Source organism: Paenibacillus sp. J22FR21, assembly GCF_056269135.1.
Genome location: NZ_JBWDNJ010000005.1, coordinates 356085 through 376316 on the forward strand (window position 1 = coordinate 356085; position 20232 = coordinate 376316).

Sequence of the window (20232 nt, forward strand, 5' to 3'; positions counted from 1 at the left end):
CCGCACCTGCATGGGACGGCGACTGGCGTTTCTTCTATTTTCACAAAGTTAAACGTTTAGATTTCGACTTAAAACCTGCAAAGGTTTAAGTATATTGACTACATTGGAGGCGTTTGTATGGGGTCAGCCAGTAAATTCGTGAAATTGGCTTCGCTCGTCCTTCTTACTGTCGCACTTATCGCGGGCTGCAGCTCGAATTCCAACAACAACGACAACAAAGCAACGAATCAGAATGCTGCAACAAACGACAAGGACACGAGCACGGATACGTCCAAGAACGTGGATACCTCGAAGGAAACGGTGACGATTACGTACACGGACTGGGCTAACAGCGAGGAAGCCAAGTCTTACCGCAAAGTGCTCGACAAGTTCGAAGAGCTGCATCCGAACATCAAGATCGACTACCAGAACATTCCCTACAACGACTATGGTGCGAAGCTCACAGCCATGGCCGCCTCGGACACCCTCCCTGACATTGGCAACCTGCTCGAAGCCGATGCGCTTAAGTGGAATGAATCCGGCAAGCTGCTCGACCTCACTGCTTTCTATGAGAACGGCACCGTAACACCGAAGATCGAGAGCAACAAGTTCGTCTCCCCAGATGGCAAACTGCTAGGCTACAGCATCGCCAATGAAATTATCCTCCTCCACTACAACAAGCAGCTGTTCGACGATGCAAGTCTCCCTTACCCGCCTGCCGAAACCGAGAAAGCCTGGACCTGGGATCAAATGCTGGATACAGCACGCAAGCTGACACTGGACAAAAACGGCAAGCACCCGAATGATGAAGGCTTCGATAAAGACAACATCATCCAATACGGCATCCAAATCACAACGGCGGCTGACTTCTTCTGGACTCCCTTCGCGATCAGCAATGGCGGCGGCGAAGTAAGCCAAGACGGCAAAGAACTGCTGCTCGATAAACCGGAAACGATTGAAGCCATTCAGAAGGTTGCCGATCTCGCGCTGAAGGAGCATGTCGCACCGCTGCCTGCTCAAGCTGCCAATCTCGGCGATGTCGGTCAACGTCTCCTCACGAAGAAGGTTGCCATGGTCACCTCCGGCCAATGGGAGCTCGTCAATATCAATCCGCAGCTTAGCCAAGGCCTCAAGAACGGTATCGGCGTCCTGCCGATCTTCAAGAAACCGGCGACGACCAATACCGGTACCCCTGTAGTCATCTTCAACACGACCAAGCATAAGGATGAAGTAGTCGAGCTCTACAAATATATTATGGATCCCAACAACAGCCAGGCCAACTTCGACAGCGGCGTCTGGATGCCTACGGAAGCCAACTGGTACACGGATGATGCCCTTATCAAGAAATGGACAGCAAGCCCGGTTCATCCGCCGGAGTACAGAACAGCGGTTATCGATTATGCACTCAAAGCGACTTATCCGACACCATGGTTCTTCCTCCCAACCTACAGCCGCATCGGCGAAGTGCTGAATCCGGGCCTCGATCCGGTATGGCTGGGCACGAAGACCGCGCAGCAGGCAATCACCGAGATGATGCCTAAAATTCAAGCGATATTCGACAGCGGCAAAGCAATCGAGTAATTACGATCACGTATCTGCGTGTGAGGAGACCATGAGTCATGAGCTGCAATCATGGCCTCCTCCACGTTCCGGCCGGAGGAGGAACGAACCGTGGCGATTCGGAAGACAACAAGCTATAGGAATCATACCCGGCAGCGGGTTTTGTTTGCCTATTTGACCATATTGCCTGCCATACTGGGCGTGCTGCTGTTCACTGTCCTGCCGCTGCTGTACAGCTTCTATTTGAGCTTTACGAAGTGGGATATTTTTCACTCGGAGCAGTGGGTGGGGTTCGACAATTATCACAAGATTTTCACAGAGGATCTCTTCTTCACGAAGTCCCTTCGAGTGACTGCCTATTACTCCATCGGGAATGTACTCGCTTGTATCGTCTTCTGTTTCGTTGTCGCGCTGCTCCTTAATCAGAACATCCGCGGCCGAGCTTTCTTTCGTTCCGTGTTCTACTTGCCTTCTGTCATTCCGATTCTCGCAACGAGCTTAATTTGGTATTGGCTCTACGACATTGATTTCGGCGTCATTAACCACATCCTCAGCTGGTTTCACATTCCGAAGCAAATGTGGGTCAGCAGTCCGGGCACTGTTATACCGTCGATTATTATTATGTCCGTGTGGGCTTCAGGCAATATCATCGTCATCTTCCTCGCCGGGCTGCAGGATGTCCCCCGTCATCTGTTAGAAGCGGTGGAAATCGACGGCGGCAACTGGTGGAGCAAGCTTCGCTCCGTCACGATTCCGCTGATGTCACCGGTTATTTTCTATAACATCATTCTGGCCTTCGTCAATTCCGTGACTACCTTCACGCAGACCTATACGCTGGGCACGCAAGGCGGCGGCCCCAATGATTCTGCGTTATTCTATGCCTTTCTTATCTATCGCGAAGCGTTCAAGCATATGAATATGGGCTATGCCTGTGCCCTTGCGATGGTGCTGTTCGTCATTGTCTCGCTCTTCACGCTGCTGCTGTTTAGAATTTCTCGATTCTGGGTCCACTACGAAGGGGGCAGAAGCTGATGGCCAAGCGTTTACCAAGCCGGCTGCTCACTTACTTCGTGCTCCTTCTGTTGACAGCCATCGTGCTGCTTCCGATGTACTGGATCGTTCGCACCTCACTGATGAACCTGATCGAAACGATGCAGTTTCCGCCAAAGTGGATTCCATCCGCCTTTCGGATCAGCAACTACACAGATGTCATGGACCGCGTCCACTTCGGGCGGGATTTTAAGAATACCTTTATCATCGTCATCCCCGTCCTCATCGGCGTTGCGTTTACGAGCAGTATCGCTGCCTTCTCGTTCGCCAGAGTCGAGTTTCCGCTGCGAAATTTCTGGTTTGCGCTTGTCATCATGACCATTCTGCTTCCCGGCATCATTACGCTCGTTCCCCTCTATGTAGGCTGGTCCAAAATTGGGCTGACCAATACGTTCTGGCCGCTTATTCTGCCTGCGTTCTTCGGAGGAGGGTCCTTTAATATCTTTCTGTTCCGGCAGTTTCTGCTGACGATTCCGCGGGAGCTGGATGAATCGGCCATTATCGATGGGGCCAGCTATTTCATGGTCTATCGCAAAATCATTCTGCCACTCATTCGGCCGGCTATGGTCGTCGTTCTCCTGTTTACCTTTATCGGCGTATGGAATGACTTTCTCGGACAGCTCATTTATTTGGGCCGGGAGCAGCTCTACACGGTCGCACTTGGCTTGTCCTCTCTTCGCGGCGCACTGAATACTCCCTACAACCTCCTGATGGCCGCAACCACGATCGTTGTTAGTCCCGCCATCATCGTATTTCTAATCGGTCAACGCTACTTTATCGAGGGTATTGCAACGACCGGGATTAAGGGGTAAAGGAATGAGACCTATGGATCAGATGGAGAAAGACTCCGTTTCCGTTTCAGCATTGAATCGTTCACGTCCGCTGCCGCTAAGCAGTGTTCGTATTCAAGATAGCTTCTGGTCCGAGTACATTCGTCTTGTACGTGATGTTGTCGTTCCTTATCAATGGGAGGCGCTTAATGACCGCGTTCCCGGTGCCGAACCGAGCCATGCCATTCACAACTTCAAAATTGCCGCAGGCGACGAACAGGGTTCCTTCTACGGCATGGTGTTTCAGGACAGCGATGTTGCCAAATGGCTGGAGGCCGTCGGCTATTTGCTCGCCTCCGAGCACGACCCCGAGCTCGTGAAATTGGCCGACGAGGTGATCGATGTGCTCGCGCGAGCACAGCAGCCGGATGGATATCTCAATACGTATTTCACGTTAAGAGAACCCGGCAAACGATGGACGAACCTGAGCGAATGCCATGAATTATATTGCGCGGGACATCTCATTGAAGCGGCCACCGCCTATCATGCTGCTACCGGCAATCTGCAAGTACTCGACATTGCCTGCCGATTCGCGGATTATATCGATACGATATTTGGCCCTGAGCCAGCCAAGCTGCAAGGGTATGACGGCCACCCCGAGATCGAGCTCGCGCTGGTAATGTTATACCGGGTAACAGGTGAACGCAGGTATCTGTCGCTTAGCCAATTCTTCCTTGATCAGCGCGGCTCGCAGCCGCATTTCTATAAGCAGGAATGGGAGAAACGAGGCGGAACGGTCCATTTTCCGGGGCTTCTAATGTCTCATGATTATGCCTATAGTCAAGCTCACTTGCCTGTCCGCCAGCAGGAAGCAGCCGACGGCCATGCCGTTCGACTCGTCTATCTGTGTGCCGGAATGGCCGACGTAGCGGCGGAAACCGGAGATCTGGAGCTGCTGGCAGCTTGCCGGAGGTTATGGTCGAACATGGTGACCAAGCGCATGTACATCACCGGCGGCATCGGCTCCATGGCGCATGGAGAATCGTTCACCTACGATTACGACTTGCCCAGTGATACGGCCTATGCGGAGACTTGCGCATCCATCGGGCTGATCTTCTTCGCATCGCGTATGCTGCAGATTGAGCCTGCGGAAGGCTGCTACGCCGATGTGCTTGAACGCGCGCTGTACAATACCGTAGTCAGCGGCATGTCTCGAGATGGGAAGCATTTCTTCTATGTGAACCCGCTTGAAGTGCATCCGGAGGCCTGTAGTCACAATCATAATTACAAGCACATTAATCCCGAACGCCAAGGCTGGTTCGGCTGTGCCTGCTGCCCGCCTAATATCGCGAGGCTGCTCGCATCCCTCGGCCAATATATCTACACGACGCGTGATCGGACGCTGTACACCCATCTCTACATAGGTGGGCAAGCCGAATGGGAGCTTGACGGTAACGTTATCAGCCTTGTGCAAGAGTCGGATTACGCATGGAATGGCGCCGTTCGGATACGGATTGAGCATGCCGCTGCGGCGCCTGTGGCATTCACGCTTTCCCTGCGAATTCCGAGCTGGAGCGCCGGCGGATACAGCATCCATATTAACGGACAATTGGCCAAGTCCTCCTCCTCGGATTCGGATTCGAGTGAAGCAGTGCGCGGTAGCGGGTATGTAGAATTAAACCGAGTATGGCAAAGCGGCGATACAGTCGATATTACATTCGATATGCCGATCCTGCGTATGAAGGGCCATCCTCTCATTCGGCATACTTTCGGCAAAACAGCCCTGCAGCGAGGTCCTTTCGTTTATTGTTTGGAGGAAGCGGACAACGGTGCCCATTTACATCAGGTTGCGCTTCTGCACGATGGTGATCTTGCGGTGCAGTTTGACCCGCGGCTGCTTGGCGGTCTATGCACGATCACTGCAGATGCAGAGCGGCAAGGCTCTCCCGCAGACTGGCAGGGGTCGCTGTACGCCAGCGATATGAAATGGGAAAACACCCCCATGAAAGCGACCTTCATCCCCTACTACGCCTGGGCCAATCGCGGCATTGGCGAAATGGCGGTTTGGATTGAGGATAGGTTATAGCGAAAAAGCTGACCCAAAGTGCGCCTTATGGCGGCTTAGGGTCAGCTTTTTGACTGGAATGCCATTCATCGAGCTCGCAGCAGGTTAGTGATTGGATGTTCCTGCACGCTAACAAATCCTAGTGGTCTTATTTCAACAGAATAATAGGGATTGAAATTCTAACGAATCCTACATACTGGCCTTATTCGGAGTCAATCGGCCCTAATGCTGCCGATTTTGCCAAAATAGTCCCTCTACGATTCGTTAGAATTATTTTCGCGCTAATTTCGTACAAATAAGACCTGCTGGATTCGTTAGCGCGAATCCATGGCTATAACAGCCCAAATTGCTGTCTCTGGCTTAGCAGGCATTGAGTCTAGATCCACAATCCTAGGTGAATCGTCGCCGATTACCGCGTGATGGCGAGCAGCCACAGCGAATTCACCCCAACCTGTCACCTCCTTCTCCACCGAACAAATGGCAAATACATGAGCGTGAAAATAAGCAGCGCGATGACTTCTTCTACGATTAAGTAGTACGGATAGGGCCCTAGCAAGTCGAGCAAAGAAGCGCCTTCCGGCTTGTGCCGGAGGAACATATAGTTGGCATCTAACAAGAGGTCTGTCCCTCCCACAACGACGAGGAGGACATTCAGAAAAATCATCGTAATCCCAATCGATCTCCAAGTAGGCCGGTAGTTATCAATCCAGGTCATATACAGCGCGGCCAGAATAATAGCGATATGCACAATAAAGAAGTGAAAGTAGCGGAAATGCGGGAACGGATAATCCAGATCCGGCGTCAGCATCGCCTGCAGCGCTCCGCCAATTCCGGCGAAGAAGACGATTTGATACAAGAGTCGGTTTCGAGTGAGCAGCATGATTACAGCGAGCAATTGCGATATACTGCATAGTTCGAGCGGCAGCGTATACTGGATATCCCACAGTCCCTGGTCAGCATACCAGTAATAGAGGACAACCTGAGGGACAAGCAGTCCCAGCAGAATAACATATCGGATAATCGTTCTGGAAGATTCATGCAGCCTTATACTGAATTTATACCCGTACATCAGAAGAGCCAACACTACCATTACAGCGAGCACTGCTATGTGCGAGTTAGAGTACGCGATGAAATGCTCTGTCGTATGACGCGAGAAAAATGAAGGTATATCGCCCATCCCCCTTTGATGTTAACTGTTATGTCGCTCTACTAAGGCAGCCTGTAATCACTCTATATAGCTTGCGGCGATGATTATAAACGAAACCAGAAAGACTCCAATGTAGAACAATAGAGTCGGTATGCGTGAGCCGACTTCGAATTCGTTTTGCGAGTTTATGCTCGGATTACCTGGTAGGTACTCAAGTATCGTATTATCCTCTTCGTCATAAAAGACATTTGCCCTCTCGAGCCCATCCGTACTTGTAGAAAGTACACTTGCCTCTTTCTTCTTCCGCCTCATATCCACGTAGCTGTAGCACAGGAAAACTAAAGTACCGTTATTATAGATCATAAACGAATTCTTCCATTCTTTGAACGTACCTATTGATTGATGCCCGCTCTCAAGGAGTTTGATTTTTCTACTAGCCCTTACTTGGCTGACACAAACAAGTACGCAGCCCAAGAAAAGCAGTGCTGCGGATAATGCTACACCCTCCGGATTCCCGGGGATATTATACACGATGAGATAGATGCCCAAAAGACACATGATGAAACTGCTCTTCATCATTTTCGCTCCAAAACGTACAGTAAACTTCAAAGAATCCGGTATGTTTCTCATGCTTGCCGCTCCCGCTACAGTGTCAAATACACGCTCAAACTCTAGCATAATATGGAAGTTGGTTTTTCACAATCATACATATGTCTATCGGGAGGGAGCTGAACCTGCCATGGGGCTGCTCGTGATCTACTGGCTCGGACCAGCCCGCCTAGCCTTAAGGAACCCACGTCTATCAGGGGCTGAACCTGCCATGGCTGCTGCTCGTGCTCTACGAAAATGTTGCCTATTATGCAACAAAAGTGGACTCTCGAGGGTGGTCGGGGAGTGTGGCTCAGCGGCATAATAAAAAGACGATCTCAAAAGTAGCTCTGCACACTTTTGAGACCGCCCCACAATTATTCCTTCACGCTTCCAAGCACAATCCCTTTCATGAAGAACCGTTGCAGAAACGGATACACCATCAAGATCGGCAGCGCGCCGAGGAAGATCTGCGCCGCCTTCGCGGTGCGGTCGTTCACCTCGGTGAGCGACTTCATGTCCGCCGAGGACATCAGCGTCAAATCCCGGTTGATGACCACCGTCTGCAGGTAACTTTGCAGCGGATAGTGATCCGGCGAGTTCATGAAGATCAGCCCGTCAAACCAGGAGTTCCAATGGTTAACCGTAGCGAATAAGGTGATCGTTGCCAGCGCCGGCAGCGACAGCGGAAGGAAGATCCGCCACAGCGTCGTCCAATGTCCCGCGCCATCCATGAACGCGGCTTCCTCCAGCTCCTTCGGCAGCCCGCGGAAGAAGTTCAGCAGCAGAATAACGTTGAACACCGGTACTGCACCTGGAAGCACCATCGCCCAGATACTATCCATAATGCCGGTGTATTTGATTGTCATATAGAGCGGAATCAATCCGCCGCTGAATAGAATCGTAATGACGAACACCCAGGCATAGAACGTCCGCATCGGAAATTTCTTGGCTTCTTTAGCAAGCGGATATGCAATTAGCACGGTAAGCAGCATGTTGACCGGAATACCGAGGGCGACCCTCTTCAAGGTTACGAGAATGGATTTGAAGAAGGCCGGTTTATGTAATACATATTCATAGGAGCTCAGTGAGAATTGCACCGGCCAAAGCTTGACGTAACCGGCCTGAGCGGCCGCGCTTGAGCTGAACGATATGGCAAGGACGTGTATGATCGGCAAAATACATAGCAGACCGAGACAGGCAAGAAAAACGTAGTTAAAGGATAGAAACAATCTGCGACCAACCGTGTAATACTCCAGCACTCCCGCCCTCTCCTCTCATCAGAAAATACGATAATTGGCGAATCGATAAGCCAAATAATAGGACAATGATATGCTGAACAGCGAGACAACGGATCTAAAAATACCTACTGCCGTTGCCACCCCATACTGCGCATCAATCAGACCGATTCGATAGACGAAGGTATCAATGATATCGCCTGTCTCGTACACCTGCGGACTATATAAATTAAACACCTGGTCAAACCCGGCGTTCAGCACATTTCCTAAGCTTAAGGTCATTAACAAGATAATAATCGGCATCATTCCCGGCAGCGTCACATGCAGCGTCTGTTTCCATCGGCCTGCTCCATCGACGATAGCCGCTTCGTACAGTGTCGGATTAATGCTCGTTAATGCCGCTAAATAAACGATCGTATTGAAACCAAACTCCTTCCACGTGTCCGTGATTACCAGCACATAGCGGAACCAGTTATTATCCCCCAGAAAATAAATCGGCTCAATGCCGACCCACCCCAGCACTTGATTGACAATCCCGCTCGTCGGCGACAAAATATCGATCAGAATGCCCCCGAGAATGATCCACGACAGAAAGTGAGGCAAATATACAACCGTCTGAACACCGCGTTTGAAAACTTCCTTCCGCACCTCGTTCAGCAGCAGTGCAGTGACGATCGGCGCCACCAGGCCGGCAACGATTTTCATAATGGCGATCAAGATCGTATTCCATACGATCTGCCTGGACTCCGGCATTTCCATCACGTAACGAAAATTATCGAGCCCCACCCATTTGGATTCAAACACGCCTATTGCGGGTTTAAACTTCTCGAAAGCAATGATAAAGCCTAACATTGGACCGTAGCTGTAAATCAGAATGAGGATGAGACCCGGCAAAATCATCAAGTGCAGCGGAAGCGTTCCGCTCCAATTTCTCCGTAACAAAGCGTTCCCTCCCTGCCCTGTTTAGTCAAAAGACGGGGGAAGACGTCGCTTCCCCCGCCTGCATCGTACTACGCATGCACTGCATGATCGAGCTTACTTGCTCTTCGCCCAATCATTCACTTCTTGCGTAATTTCATCGCCGCCAAGTTTCTTCCACTCTTCAACGAATTTATCGAACGTATCCAGCGAGTCGCCCATAATGATCTTCGTGAACGTCTCAAGCTCTCTCTTCTGCAGGTTCGATTCTTTCTCGACCATGGCAGGCGTCGGAGCACCGTAGAACTCAGTCAGCTTGAGCGCTTTGCCGCTGACATATTGATCGATGACTTTGAACGAGCCTTCTTTGCCGAAGATGCGCTCATACGCCCAGTTCAGCGGTTCTTTGCTGCTGCCATCCATCCAGGAAAGGGTTTTGTCGTACATATCCTTTTCTTCCGGATTGAGTGCCGACAAGTCTTTGCTGTCTAGTGCGGACGTGACGTGAAGGTAGATATCTAGGTTTTTGCGTGCCGGCCATGCTTGGAACGGCATGTTCTTGAACTTCTCGAACCCTTCGCTCGTGAAGTATTTCGCATAGTTCTCAGAAGTTGTTGTTTCGCCCCAGCCGGTTTCCACGAACAGGTTGATCATCTTCAGCAGCGCTTCAGGATGTTCAGCACCCTTCTTCACGACAAAATATTGTCCGACCGAGAAGCCGACCTGCGGCGTAACCGGTTGATCGTCTGCCGAAACGAGCGGGTACGACTGCCACTGCGCGTTCGGGTCGTTCTTCTTGTTATCTACGAGCGGCCACAGCGGATTCCACATCTGGCCGAACTGCATGCCGATTTTGTTCGAAGTCGTCAATTCCGCTTCTTTACCGCCATCTTTGACGCCGAACTCTTTGTCGATTTGACCCTTCTTATACAGCTCTTGCAGAACGCCGAGCGCTGTCTTCATCTCAGGCTGAATGCTGCCGTAGACAATATTGCCGCTTGCGTCTTTGATCCATGATTTCGGATAAGCGTGGTAGCTGTTCATAAGTCCCGTAATATCGGCGAAGCCGCCGTATAAGTCTTTGTTCATCGCGATGCCGTAGGAGTTGGGCTTGCCGTCGCCGTCCGGGTCTTGCTTCGTGAACGCATCCGAGATGGCAAGCACGTCAGCCATCGATTGCGGCGGCTGCAGGCCAAGCTTATCGAGCCAATCCTTACGAATCCAGATCATCCCCGCTCCATCCATGGAGGAGCCGGTGTTCGGGATCGCCATCAGCTTACCGCCGAACGTAGCCGAGGATAGCGCTGCCGGACCGTCTTGATTGAGAATTTCTTTCAGGAAAGGAGAAGCGTATTTCTCATAAACAGCGGTCAAATCTTCAAGCTCATCCGCTTCCTGCAGCTGCTTGAGCTGCTTGGCGTTAACCGGGATGAATGCCGGTAAATCGCCCGAGGCGATGGAAACGTTCATCTTCTGCTCACCTTGGCCGCCCGGCTGATCGCCGCTGACAACCCAGTCATACTTCACTGTAATGCCAAGCTTCTCTTGGAGCTGCTGCGTCCACATGTTGTTGTCGATCGTCTGACCTTCCATGAACTTGAACGTATCGTTGATGATTCGCACACTCGTGATGTTGATCGGCGGATCATACTTGCCGAAGTACGGATCAGGCTCTGCCGCAGGTGCAGGCTCGTTCGTATTCGCATTGGTGCTGTTACCGGTATCCGCCGTATTCGTCGATGTATTGGTTTTGTCATTCCCTGTGGAATTGGAAGTATTCTTGTTGTTGTTGTTATTCCCCGAGCTGCAAGCGGTTACAAAAACAAAAATAAAAGTCATAAGCAGAACCGCAGTCCATTTGTATGGCTTTCGCATTCCCCTAACCTCCCTTTTATTTTGCAAGCTTCCTACTCCTCCAGTATAGAATGATGGCACTTTGCTCCACTATGGAACAATCTATAGATTCGTGGTCTCCTGTATAGGTATTCTCGCAGACAACTATTCCCTTGCCCGATATTCCTGCGGAGTCAGCTGAATCCGTTTCTTGAAGAAGCGGATAAAATAACCCGATGTCTCAAACCCGACCTTGTCGGCAATCTCATGGATTTTGAGCGGCGTGGCTGTAAGCAGCTCTTTCGCTTTCTCCAGGCGCAGCTCGGCGATGTATTCCGATAAATTCATGCCTGTCTGCTGTTTATAGAGAACGGACAAGTACGCAGGATTTAAGTAGACGATCTCGGATAAGCTCGTGAGCGACAGATCGCCGCCCAGATTGTTCCGTATATACTGATGCAGCCGTGCAATCAGCTGATGCGTCCGTTCATGCTGAATCGATTTGCGCCTTGCATAAATCGTGGACGTCGTCTGAAGCAGATAGTTAAGCGCAGCCTCGCTCGATGGATGGGCGGAGAGGTTCATCAATCCATCCCTGACAGCGGCATCGCCTTCGCCGGCGCGTCCCTCCCCTCCCTGCGTCAGTTGACTGAGCAGGAGATTGGCAATGGCATAATAGACAAGCGTATATTCGGCATATTGAGTAGGCAGCGAGGTATAGCTCTTAATCGCCCCAGCGAAAGCCTCCTCGGTACCATCCTCCAGCAAATGCTCCAGCTGCAGCATCAGTGTTCGCAGGGGCGGCAGGGCAGCCTCAGGAGCGACTCCCTCTTCACGCCGGTCTAAGATCAGCAGCATGCAATCCCGCGTCCCCAGTCCGACGATCAACCTTTTCTTCATCTGCTCGTATACGCGAGGCAGCTGCTCCCACTCCGCGGGCTGTGCACCGCAAATCAGCGAGACAGGCAGCTTCAGCAGCTTGTCACAGGTTTGCTGAATCGATTCCATCGTACCCTGTACGAAGCTGACGGTGTCCCGCCATGTATCACTTTGCTCGCTAGCTTGCGCTGCCGGCTGCAGGAGGCAAATAAAATGGTGCATATCCAAACTCGCAGTAAACACGACTAACGGCGCATAGTATTCTGAGGCAATATTTTGGACGGCATAGAGCATCAATGCTCTGTCGTGATAGCTTCCTTCTCCCCAGCGGTCGATGCGTCCGATGAGCGGAATAACCGGCGCATCACTGCGCAGCGGAATGTGCAGCTCCTGCAGCTTCTCTTCCGTCGCAACGGAATGAGCCTCGCTCGACTCCAACACCGCCATTAACCAGTCTCGGTGCAGCAAGGGCAGCGCACGGCTCAATCGGTCCTTGGCCTGCAGCATAAACTGCTGGCTCTGCGACTCCGCAGCCAGACTATCAATCGCTTTGCGAATGCTGCGAATGATCGCTTCGTCGCCTTCGGTTTTGAGAATATAGTCAATGGAACCTGTCCGAATGGCAAGCTGCGCGGTTTCCAGGTTATGAATGCCGGTGAGAAAAATAATCTTGCAGCGCGGCCACTGCGCCACAATCCGCTGCTGGAGCTCAAGTCCGGTCATGCCCGGCATACGTACATCGCTAAGCACAATGTCAATCTTCGTCCGCGTCAGCCACTCGAGCGCTTCCTCCGGGGAGTAGGCCCGATAGATGTCCAGCTCCAAACCCGGCGTATCCTCGATCATTTCATACAGGCCGTCTACCGTGAATCTCTCGTCATCCACAATCAATAAGCGGTTCATCCTCCGTACCCACCTCCCTCGGAATCGTCATCGTCACTTTGAGGCCTCGTTCCTCGCCCAAGCTGAGCGTCAGACCGCCGCCCCCGTACTTGATAATAATGCGCCGGTGGACGTTAAGCAGACCGGTATGCTCTGTCGGCTGCGCTTTGTCGAGTAAACTCAACTGCAGCTCGCGCAATTTCTCCTCATCCATGTTCTCCCCGTTGTCGGTAATGGAAATCTCGATCGCCCCGGGTTTCGTGCGGAATGCGACTGTAATTAAACCATTCCTTCGCTTATGCTCCAGGCCATGGTTGTAGGCGTTCTCGATAATCGGCTGGACGATGAGACGAGGAACCGGGAAGGCGCGCAGTTCCTCAGGTACCTCCTCGAACTCCACCATGATCCGCTCGGAGAATCGGATCGATTGGATTTCCGCATACGTGCGGGCATGGTGAATCTCGTTTGCCAGCGGTACTTCATCCGAGCCGTCGCGTGTGATGTATTGAAAATATTCACCCAAATGCTTCGTGAAATAAATAACATTATCATGGTCCCTCTGCTGAGCCATTCGGTACAGAATAAAGTAGCTGTTGTACAGAAAGTGCGGATTGATCTGCGACTGCAGATGGCGCAGCTCTGCCAGTCGGGCAAGATACTGCTGCTCATATACTTCATGGACAAGCACATCAAGCCGCTTCACCATGCCGTTAAACTGTCCGTACAAATATCCGAATTCATCCTGCAGCGGGTAATGGACCTCCAGATTGAACTGTCCCTGCTCGATGCGCCGAAAGGAGCGAACGAGCCGTTTGAGCGGTTGATGAATAATGAGATAAATACTGTAGGAGAACAATAGAACCAGGAAGACGGACATCGCAGACAGCACATAGAACCAGAACCGATAGACTTGCAGCGACGCGTTAACTTTGTTCGCGGGGACATACATAAGCAAGGTCATGTCGAGCCGCGAAGAATGGTTGGAGACCACCAGATAAGACTGGTCTTGCCATTCCACCGACTGCAGTTTGCCTTCCTCCGTCGCATCTTCTTCGTGCTGAAAATCATGAATGAGCTCCTCATCCACCGCGTCCGAACCGCCGCTAATGAGAAAAGGCTGTTTGTTCCCGATCAGCGCCGTATGTCCGCCTTCATTCGTAAACTCCTGCAGCACTTTGCTTAATTCAGAACGCGAAATCTCAATGGCAAGAAGGAAGACAGGACTTCTTCGGCTAGAGATCGCAGGGTCGGGATATGGAATACTAATGAAGAGCCGTTCTTTCCACAATAGAAAGGGAGACTCAAACCGATTCGTCGACTTGCTCAGCGCGTGGAATTGCTCTTCATCAAAGTTACCGATGACGTTGGCATTGGCAGACACGGTTCGGTTCATGGCAGGGATAAAGGCGATGGCATTATCCACGAATTTGCTGGATTTCTGAAGGGCATCGAGGCGGCTCTTCAGACGAAGCTGCGCTTGCATCTTCTCGATTTCCGTCATCACCTCAGAGGAGGAGGACAGTTTAAGCAAATCGTCATCATTGACATATTCCTGGAGCTGCCGAATGGCACTGTCGATATCGAATTCCAGCATGTTCATATAGAGAGAGGTCCGCGATACAAGGGAGTCTGTGATTTCTTTCTGGACGTGGGAGGAGCCGGTTTCGTTCATTTTCCAGCTGATGATGTAAAGCGGTGCGAGTGTAACAAGGAAAGTGAGGACAAGCTTGGGCAATATAGATACAGAAGCGATGCGTTTCAGGATATTCAGCAGCATTTGCCACCCCCGGCATAGTAGTTGCTTCTATCACGCAGGAAACGCTCCACCTGTGATGGGAAAGCACAGATGCACGGATGCACGAGCCAGGAGGAGTATCCTACATAATTCTCCACATATCGCCAATTCCCTCCCCGGCCCATTAATGTATAATGGTTATTTACTTGTAATTAGTTAGCAGCTTGAAATAACTCTGAGGGTGTTCCATAATAAAGATATCAATGGCGCACTACCGCATACCAACTACCAAAGATACAGGAGGTCATGTTAACAATGACTGATTCCATAAAAGTACCGCTGTCCGTATTAGACTTAGCATCCGTTATCGATGTCGGGACGCCGGCGGACTCGTTCCGTAATACACTGGACCTCGCGCGCCACGCTGAGCGGCTTGGCTATAACCGCTACTGGCTCGCCGAGCATCATAACATGGCAGGCATCGCAAGCTCGGCTACCTCAGTCGTCATCGGCTATGTAGCCGGCGGCACGAAACGCATTCGCGTCGGCTCCGGCGGCATTATGCTGCCGAATCATTCTCCGCTTGTCATTGCCGAGCAGTTTGGCACGCTGGAGTCGATGTACCCGGGCCGAATCGATCTTGGCCTTGGCCGCGCACCGGGCTCTGACCAGACGACGGCTCGCGCGCTTCGCCGCGATCTGGCTTCGAACGGGCAGGAGTTCCCGGAGCTGCTGTCCGAGCTGCGCGCTTACTTCCATCCGCCGGCGGATTCCGTTAGGCCGGTGCGCGCCACACCCGGCGAAGGCTTGGATGTGCCGATCTGGCTGCTCGGCTCAAGCGGCTTCAGCGCGAAGCTGGCTGGCGAGCTAGGCTTGCCATTCTCGTTCGCGAGCCACTTTGCTCCGGAGTATCTCATGCCGGCGATCCATCTCTACCGCAGCAGCTTCCGCCCGTCCGAAGCACTCGCGAAGCCTTATGTCATGATCGGCATCAATATTGTCGCCGCGGACACTGATGAGGAAGCAAGCTTCCTCGCGACTTCGCAGCAGCAGCAATTCCTCAGCCTCATCCGCGGCCGTCCGGGCAAGCTGAAGCCGCCGATCGACGACATGGATGAGCTGTGGATGGCGCATGAGCGCGATGCGCTGCAGTCCAAATTCAAGTATGCGATCACCGGAAACAAGGCAACCGTAGCTGCTCGCCTGCGTGAAATTCTAAGTGAGACGATGGTCGACGAACTAATCGTCACCTCCCAGATTTACGATCATACCGCGCGTCTGCGGTCTTATGAGATCGTGGCTGAAGCAGCCGGGCTGGAAAGCTCTGCGGCGGACTAATTAAGCATGGTATCAAGAAACGCCCTTTACTCGGCCCGCTTCATAGCGGAACCTCGTAAAGGGCGTTTCTTTATTGTTCATCCATCGCCAGAACCTTGCTCATGTTCACCTGCTCCAGCATATGCCCGATGTTGCCTTCACCGGCATAGAGCGACATGTCGAAGAAATCATGATGCAGCTCCGACCAATAGAGCTCGTTCTCATCACCAGCTACCTCCACATCGCGTTTCAACTTACCGGCGTAAACCTCCACATAACAGTCCTGCAGATAATAGGTGAAGTCCATGACATGATGCAAAGTGACATCCACTTGCGAAATGCCGGTTTCTTCCGCCAGCTCACGATAAGCTGCATCGATCCCTGACTCGCCGGGTTCGATTTTGCCGCCAACCAAATTGCTTAATCCTTTATACGGCTCCTTCAGTCGCGTGCACATGAGCAGCCTTTCCTCGTTCTTGCTGTAAATCATCAGCACATTATATCCCTGCAAGTTCAGGCGCCCTCCCGCGAGTTATTAATAAGAAACCTTCTTCGTCGCTATAGCCTTACCATCCTGACCGACAGCTTCCATTGTAAGTTCTCGATCCGTAATCCGCTCATCCGCCAGTACATACCAGAGTCTTATTGGCTTGGTGTCTACGAGGGTCGCCTTCGTCCGGACCTGTTTATCTCCATCTTGGAACATCACGTTTATGGAACGAATGTGATCATCGCTTATAACCCCGTAGAGCATAGTCGGTACCAGTGCGATTTCGCCGGCAAACCCGTCATCCGCGAGATAAGCCTTGATGCTGCCATATTCCGCCGACTGCTTCGTTACCCATTTGCCGAAAATATTCTTTTTCAATAATCCATAGCCCAGATCCGTTACCGCAAGGTCCTTGGCTGCACTTACCGCCTGTTCCTCCGGTACGCTCAAGTAGAACGCTAGCGTATCTCCCTGATCCACTTTCGTTTGATACAGGAGCTGCACCTTCTTCATATGGCCTTTATTGAGCACTTCCTCCACGGTGGAGCTGTTCCGCGTGCCCATGAAAGTATTGAGCAGCAGCAGCACGAGCACTGCGCCCAGCACATAGTAGATTCTCTTGCCTTTAAGTATCACTGCCTATCCCTACCTTCCGAAGCTCCTAACACCGAATGTTCGGTAGCTTCCCCACTGCTCAGCCTGCTATACAAAAGATTGCTTAACCGTCCCTTTGCCCGCTTCCACTTCAATCTCCGCATAAGCTCCATTAATCAAAGTGATCTGCGGCGGAACATGTCCGCAATCGACATCCACGACAATAGGCAGCCCAAGCTCTGCAGCCAAATCGGTGTACACATCTTCAATGGTGTAATTCTCAACCGGTCTGTCAGCGGGACTGCGGCCGAACAAAATGCCGGAGCAGTTCTCGAACCAGCCTGCCAGCTTCATCTGAACCAGCGATCGGCGTACATCCGCCGTGTTCAACTCGCAATTCTCGAGCACCCATACTACCGGTTCCCCGGGAATGTATTGCTCTCTGAACCGCCGAACATCGCCGTACGGCGTGCCGATTAAATGCCGAACGACATCGATGCAGCCCGCGAGCAATCTTCCTTTCATTATTGTTTTGCCGCTGAACCGCTCATCGTTCTCTCCGCTGGGTGATTCAATCTCGCCGCTAGGCAGCACTTTGCGCCAATAGGTGGGTTCCGTCAGGTTGAACACGTTCGGATTGTCGCTCACCCAGTCCTTCTGATAATGAAGCGAGGACCGCTGCTCGCAGGATTCGCCGGCTTGGGTCGAGAGAACGGTCTGCCACATGGCAGTCGTCTCATCAGGCACTTCTCCTCTGAGGTCCACAATATTCGTACCATGCGCCGTGGCGATTCCCGTCCTGAGTGTGATGGCAAGCAGCAGTACGCTTAGATCGGAATACCCGAGCACCCATTTGGCTGGCAGATGAGCATAGTCTACCTGATCCACCATCTCAATTAACAATTCGCCGCCCCAAGGGGGAATGATCAGATCGACTCCGGCATCCTGCATCATCGCATTAAACTCTTGTGCGCGCACTGCAGCGGGAGCGGATTTCGCTTTATTTTGCGTATAGGTTGTAGCTCCATATTTAATGGCAAACCCTCTCGTTCCTAGTCGCTCACTAACCTGTTCCAGCAGTCCGTGCGCCACCGGATCTACTCCGGACGAAGGTGCAGTAACCCCAATTGTCGCTCCCTCAGTCATCCAAGGGTATTGAATCGTTCCCATCTTCGCGCTCCCCTTTTGTTAAATGGAATAGGTGAACCTCGTCGCTTGCTCGCTCCACGCCCAGAATCGGTTAGCCTCTTCCGCGGATGCCGCCAGCTTCGAAACCGCAAGTGGCTTCAGCTTGTAGAAATAATCGCCGGACTTGCCGCCAATCTTAGACTCGGCCGCACTCGCCAGAAACACAGCTGTCGCCGAGCCCTGCTCCGCCGTCTGGAAGAATGGACGCATCAGCTTATGGACGAGCGCACCGAACCCCGTGTTCCGATTCACCCCGATGTCGGTCGACACTACGCCGGGATGCAGCGCATAGACCGGGATGCCGGCTCCACTTAATTTGCGTGCAAGCTCCTTCGTGAACCAAATATTTGCGATCTTCGAGCGGCTGTAAGCGCGCCAGACCGTGAAGCTCTTGGACATTCCCGGATCTGCGTAGTCCATTGTGCCAATCTTATGTGCACCGGAGGATACGTTTACAATCCGCGCCGATTGACTCTGACGCAGAAGCGGCAGCAGCAAACCCGTCAGCAGATAATGCCCCAGATGGTTCACGCCAAGCTGACGCTCGAACCCATCCGCCGTTTCTTCCCGCTTCAGCGTAATAACGCCCGCATTGTTGACCAGCACATCGAGATGGCTTGTCCGGCTCGCCAGCTCCGTCGCAGCTTCTCGGATGCTCGCGAAGGAAGCGAGGTCGCAGAGCAGCAGCTCTGCATCTCCGCGACCGGACTTGCGGTTCGCGTAGTCTACAGCCGCCTGCCCCTTCTCCCGATTTCGCGCAAGCATGAATACCTTCATACCGTGCTCCGCTGCAAGCATCGCGGCCGTTGCCCGTCCCATACCACCGCTTGCTCCGGTTACTAGGGCGATTCGCTGTGAATGATCACTGTTCGTCATTGACGAGTCACTCCTTTAGAGGGATTATGATTGCGCGGATAACCTGGCGACACATTGCTCGAGGTTGTCCAGCGTTTCCTTCAACTGCTCCTGCAGCTGCTTTATGGACCACTTGCCGTCAACTCCGTTGAGACGCCGCAGATCACCTGCGATTAGAAGCACCATCCATAACGAGAACAGCGCGGTGAATAAGTAATAGCCCTGCTTGAATGCGTTCGCTTCGAGTTTGATCCCGTGGCTGGCACTTTGAAGGATGTATCGATTCAGCAGTTCTTCGCGGAGCTCAGGCGTCATCGCCTTCGGGAACACGGGATGCGTCGAATCGATCAAGTGATACAGATCCCAGTAGCGGCTGTTCAGATGTGCATGCTCCCAATCGAGCACGCTGACGGCGCCCTTCACCCGCGCGTAGTTGCCGAGGTGCAGGTCACCATGCGAGATCACGTTTCTCTGCCACTGCTGGGTGGAGGCTGCTGATTGCATCATTAGTGACTCCAGATGCCGGAGGACTGACTCTGCATTCGTGAACCTTGTCGCGAGCGGTTCCAGCAGCTCATTACGGCGACGGAGATCCATCACCTGCTTCGCAATATCCTCGATGAACGGCTTCGGCCCAAGCAGCTGTTGCTGCTGCAAGTGTTCCACAGGCAAGGCATGCCACCACGCCACATGCGCGATGAGTTCAAGCGCAGCGTTCTCTTCGAATTTGTGTTCAAGAGGTCCCAAGTCCTCGAACAGCTGCCAGCTGTTCTCGCTGGTCGCAACCTCCGAGCCAGCCAGCAGCTGCGGATAAACGGCGGGAAAAGACATCCCCTTCAATATATGCTCATACACCCAGGCCTCTTGCCCAAGCTGACTCTCATTCGTTAACGGCTTGAATATGTAACTTTCCTCGGGCGACACATAGACGCGCTCCACACACTTCCCGTTCGTACCCGTGTAGAGAATATCTCTTCTCCAGATTCGACGATCATCCAGCGTCCCATCCGGCCGTACGATTTCCTTCAACGCGCGTCACCTCCTACTCCACTGAAAACATTCCCATATAACGCCTATTGTACATGTAAAATGAGGCAGATGAAACGGCCATCCGCACGATATCGCGGGAATCCCGCTGCCACGC

Annotated in this window: 17 protein-coding genes; 5 read left to right on the forward strand and 12 right to left on the reverse strand. The window is 52.3% G+C overall.

The window, feature by feature from the left end:
• The first annotated feature begins 117 nt into the window (after positions 1–117).
• The 4 genes from AC0YNS_RS20085 to AC0YNS_RS20100 all read left to right on the forward strand — a co-directional run bounded on the left by AC0YNS_RS20085 (position 118) and on the right by AC0YNS_RS20100 (position 5445).
• On the forward strand, positions 118–1560 hold the full coding sequence (locus AC0YNS_RS20085) for an ABC transporter substrate-binding protein (protein ID WP_475782753.1): 1443 nt from the start codon (positions 118–120) through the stop codon (positions 1558–1560).
• 90 nt (positions 1561–1650) lie between these two features.
• Entirely contained in the window at positions 1651–2571 is a 921-nt protein-coding gene (locus tag AC0YNS_RS20090; RefSeq protein WP_475782754.1) for a carbohydrate ABC transporter permease, read from the forward strand.
• Positions 2571–3401: a carbohydrate ABC transporter permease gene (locus tag AC0YNS_RS20095; RefSeq protein WP_475782755.1), complete on the forward strand. Its 831-nt coding sequence runs from the start codon at positions 2571–2573 to the stop codon at positions 3399–3401. The genes AC0YNS_RS20090 and AC0YNS_RS20095 overlap by 1 nt, the downstream gene beginning before the upstream one ends.
• A 4-nt stretch (positions 3402–3405) precedes the next feature.
• On the forward strand, positions 3406–5445 hold the full coding sequence (locus tag AC0YNS_RS20100) for a glycoside hydrolase family 127 protein (protein ID WP_475782756.1): 2040 nt from the start codon (positions 3406–3408) through the stop codon (positions 5443–5445).
• Positions 5446–5878: 433 nt separating this feature from the next.
• On the opposite strand, the gene AC0YNS_RS20105 is transcribed toward AC0YNS_RS20100, so the two are convergent.
• From AC0YNS_RS20105 to AC0YNS_RS20135, 7 genes are all read right to left on the reverse strand, one after another.
• Positions 5879–6601: a YwaF family protein gene (locus AC0YNS_RS20105; protein WP_475782757.1), complete on the reverse strand. Its 723-nt coding sequence runs from the start codon at positions 6599–6601 to the stop codon at positions 5879–5881.
• Between the two features lie 48 nt (positions 6602–6649).
• Positions 6650–7201, reverse strand: coding sequence for a hypothetical protein (locus AC0YNS_RS20110; RefSeq protein WP_475782758.1), 552 nt, complete (start codon positions 7199–7201; stop codon positions 6650–6652).
• Positions 7202–7536: 335 nt separating this feature from the next.
• Complete coding sequence (locus tag AC0YNS_RS20115) at positions 7537–8421, reverse strand: carbohydrate ABC transporter permease (protein ID WP_475782759.1); 885 nt, start codon at positions 8419–8421, stop codon at positions 7537–7539.
• Positions 8422–8439: 18 nt separating this feature from the next.
• Positions 8440–9297, reverse strand: coding sequence for an ABC transporter permease (locus AC0YNS_RS20120; RefSeq protein ID WP_475782931.1), 858 nt, complete (start codon positions 9295–9297; stop codon positions 8440–8442).
• A gap of 135 nt (positions 9298–9432) precedes the next feature.
• Positions 9433–11190, reverse strand: coding sequence for an extracellular solute-binding protein (locus tag AC0YNS_RS20125; protein ID WP_475782760.1), 1758 nt, complete (start codon positions 11188–11190; stop codon positions 9433–9435).
• Positions 11191–11313: 123 nt separating this feature from the next.
• On the reverse strand, positions 11314–12930 hold the full coding sequence (locus AC0YNS_RS20130; RefSeq protein ID WP_475782761.1) for a response regulator transcription factor: 1617 nt from the start codon (positions 12928–12930) through the stop codon (positions 11314–11316).
• Positions 12905–14686, reverse strand: a complete 1782-nt coding sequence (locus AC0YNS_RS20135; protein WP_475782762.1) for a sensor histidine kinase — start codon at positions 14684–14686, stop codon at positions 12905–12907. Before AC0YNS_RS20135 ends, AC0YNS_RS20130 begins: the two co-directional genes overlap by 26 nt.
• A gap of 273 nt (positions 14687–14959) precedes the next feature.
• Between AC0YNS_RS20135 and AC0YNS_RS20140 the strand changes: the two genes are divergently transcribed.
• Complete coding sequence (locus AC0YNS_RS20140) at positions 14960–15982, forward strand: LLM class flavin-dependent oxidoreductase (protein WP_475782763.1); 1023 nt, start codon at positions 14960–14962, stop codon at positions 15980–15982.
• 70 nt (positions 15983–16052) lie between these two features.
• On the opposite strand, the gene AC0YNS_RS20145 is transcribed toward AC0YNS_RS20140, so the two are convergent.
• The 5 genes from AC0YNS_RS20145 to AC0YNS_RS20165 all read right to left on the reverse strand — a co-directional run bounded on the left by AC0YNS_RS20145 (position 16053) and on the right by AC0YNS_RS20165 (position 20117).
• Positions 16053–16472, reverse strand: coding sequence for an NUDIX hydrolase (locus tag AC0YNS_RS20145; RefSeq protein ID WP_475782764.1), 420 nt, complete (start codon positions 16470–16472; stop codon positions 16053–16055).
• A 24-nt stretch (positions 16473–16496) separates the two neighbouring features.
• Entirely contained in the window at positions 16497–17087 is a 591-nt protein-coding gene (locus AC0YNS_RS20150) for a hypothetical protein (RefSeq protein WP_475782765.1), read from the reverse strand.
• Between the two features lie 66 nt (positions 17088–17153).
• Complete coding sequence (locus tag AC0YNS_RS20155) at positions 17154–18215, reverse strand: S66 family peptidase (protein WP_475782766.1); 1062 nt, start codon at positions 18213–18215, stop codon at positions 17154–17156.
• 18 nt (positions 18216–18233) lie between these two features.
• On the reverse strand, positions 18234–19109 hold the full coding sequence (locus AC0YNS_RS20160) for an SDR family oxidoreductase (protein ID WP_475782767.1): 876 nt from the start codon (positions 19107–19109) through the stop codon (positions 18234–18236).
• A 24-nt stretch (positions 19110–19133) separates the two neighbouring features.
• A complete protein-coding gene (locus AC0YNS_RS20165; RefSeq protein WP_475782768.1) occupies positions 19134–20117 on the reverse strand; it encodes a phosphotransferase in 984 nt (327 codons plus the stop codon).
• Positions 20118–20232: the final 115 nt, after the last annotated feature.

Excerpts from the sequence above, each read along its gene's own strand:
- AC0YNS_RS20160 (WP_475782767.1), bottom strand. The coding sequence starts at position 19,109 with ATGACGAACAGTGATCATTCACAGCGAATCGCCCTAGTAACCGGAGCA.
- AC0YNS_RS20135 (WP_475782762.1), bottom strand. The coding sequence starts at position 14,686 with ATGCTGCTGAATATCCTGAAACGCATCGCTTCTGTATCTATATTGCCC.
- AC0YNS_RS20100 (WP_475782756.1), top strand. The coding sequence starts at position 3,406 with ATGAGACCTATGGATCAGATGGAGAAAGACTCCGTTTCCGTTTCAGCA.
- AC0YNS_RS20155 (WP_475782766.1), bottom strand. The coding sequence starts at position 18,215 with ATGGGAACGATTCAATACCCTTGGATGACTGAGGGAGCGACAATTGGG.
- AC0YNS_RS20125 (WP_475782760.1), bottom strand. The coding sequence starts at position 11,190 with ATGCGAAAGCCATACAAATGGACTGCGGTTCTGCTTATGACTTTTATT.
- AC0YNS_RS20130 (WP_475782761.1), bottom strand. The coding sequence starts at position 12,930 with ATGAACCGCTTATTGATTGTGGATGACGAGAGATTCACGGTAGACGGC.
- AC0YNS_RS20095 (WP_475782755.1), top strand. The coding sequence starts at position 2,571 with ATGGCCAAGCGTTTACCAAGCCGGCTGCTCACTTACTTCGTGCTCCTT.
- AC0YNS_RS20105 (WP_475782757.1), bottom strand. The coding sequence starts at position 6,601 with ATGGGCGATATACCTTCATTTTTCTCGCGTCATACGACAGAGCATTTC.
- AC0YNS_RS20110 (WP_475782758.1), bottom strand. The coding sequence starts at position 7,201 with ATGAGAAACATACCGGATTCTTTGAAGTTTACTGTACGTTTTGGAGCG.
- AC0YNS_RS20120 (WP_475782931.1), bottom strand. The coding sequence starts at position 9,297 with ATGATTTTGCCGGGTCTCATCCTCATTCTGATTTACAGCTACGGTCCA.
- AC0YNS_RS20085 (WP_475782753.1), top strand. The coding sequence starts at position 118 with ATGGGGTCAGCCAGTAAATTCGTGAAATTGGCTTCGCTCGTCCTTCTT.
- AC0YNS_RS20140 (WP_475782763.1), top strand. The coding sequence starts at position 14,960 with ATGACTGATTCCATAAAAGTACCGCTGTCCGTATTAGACTTAGCATCC.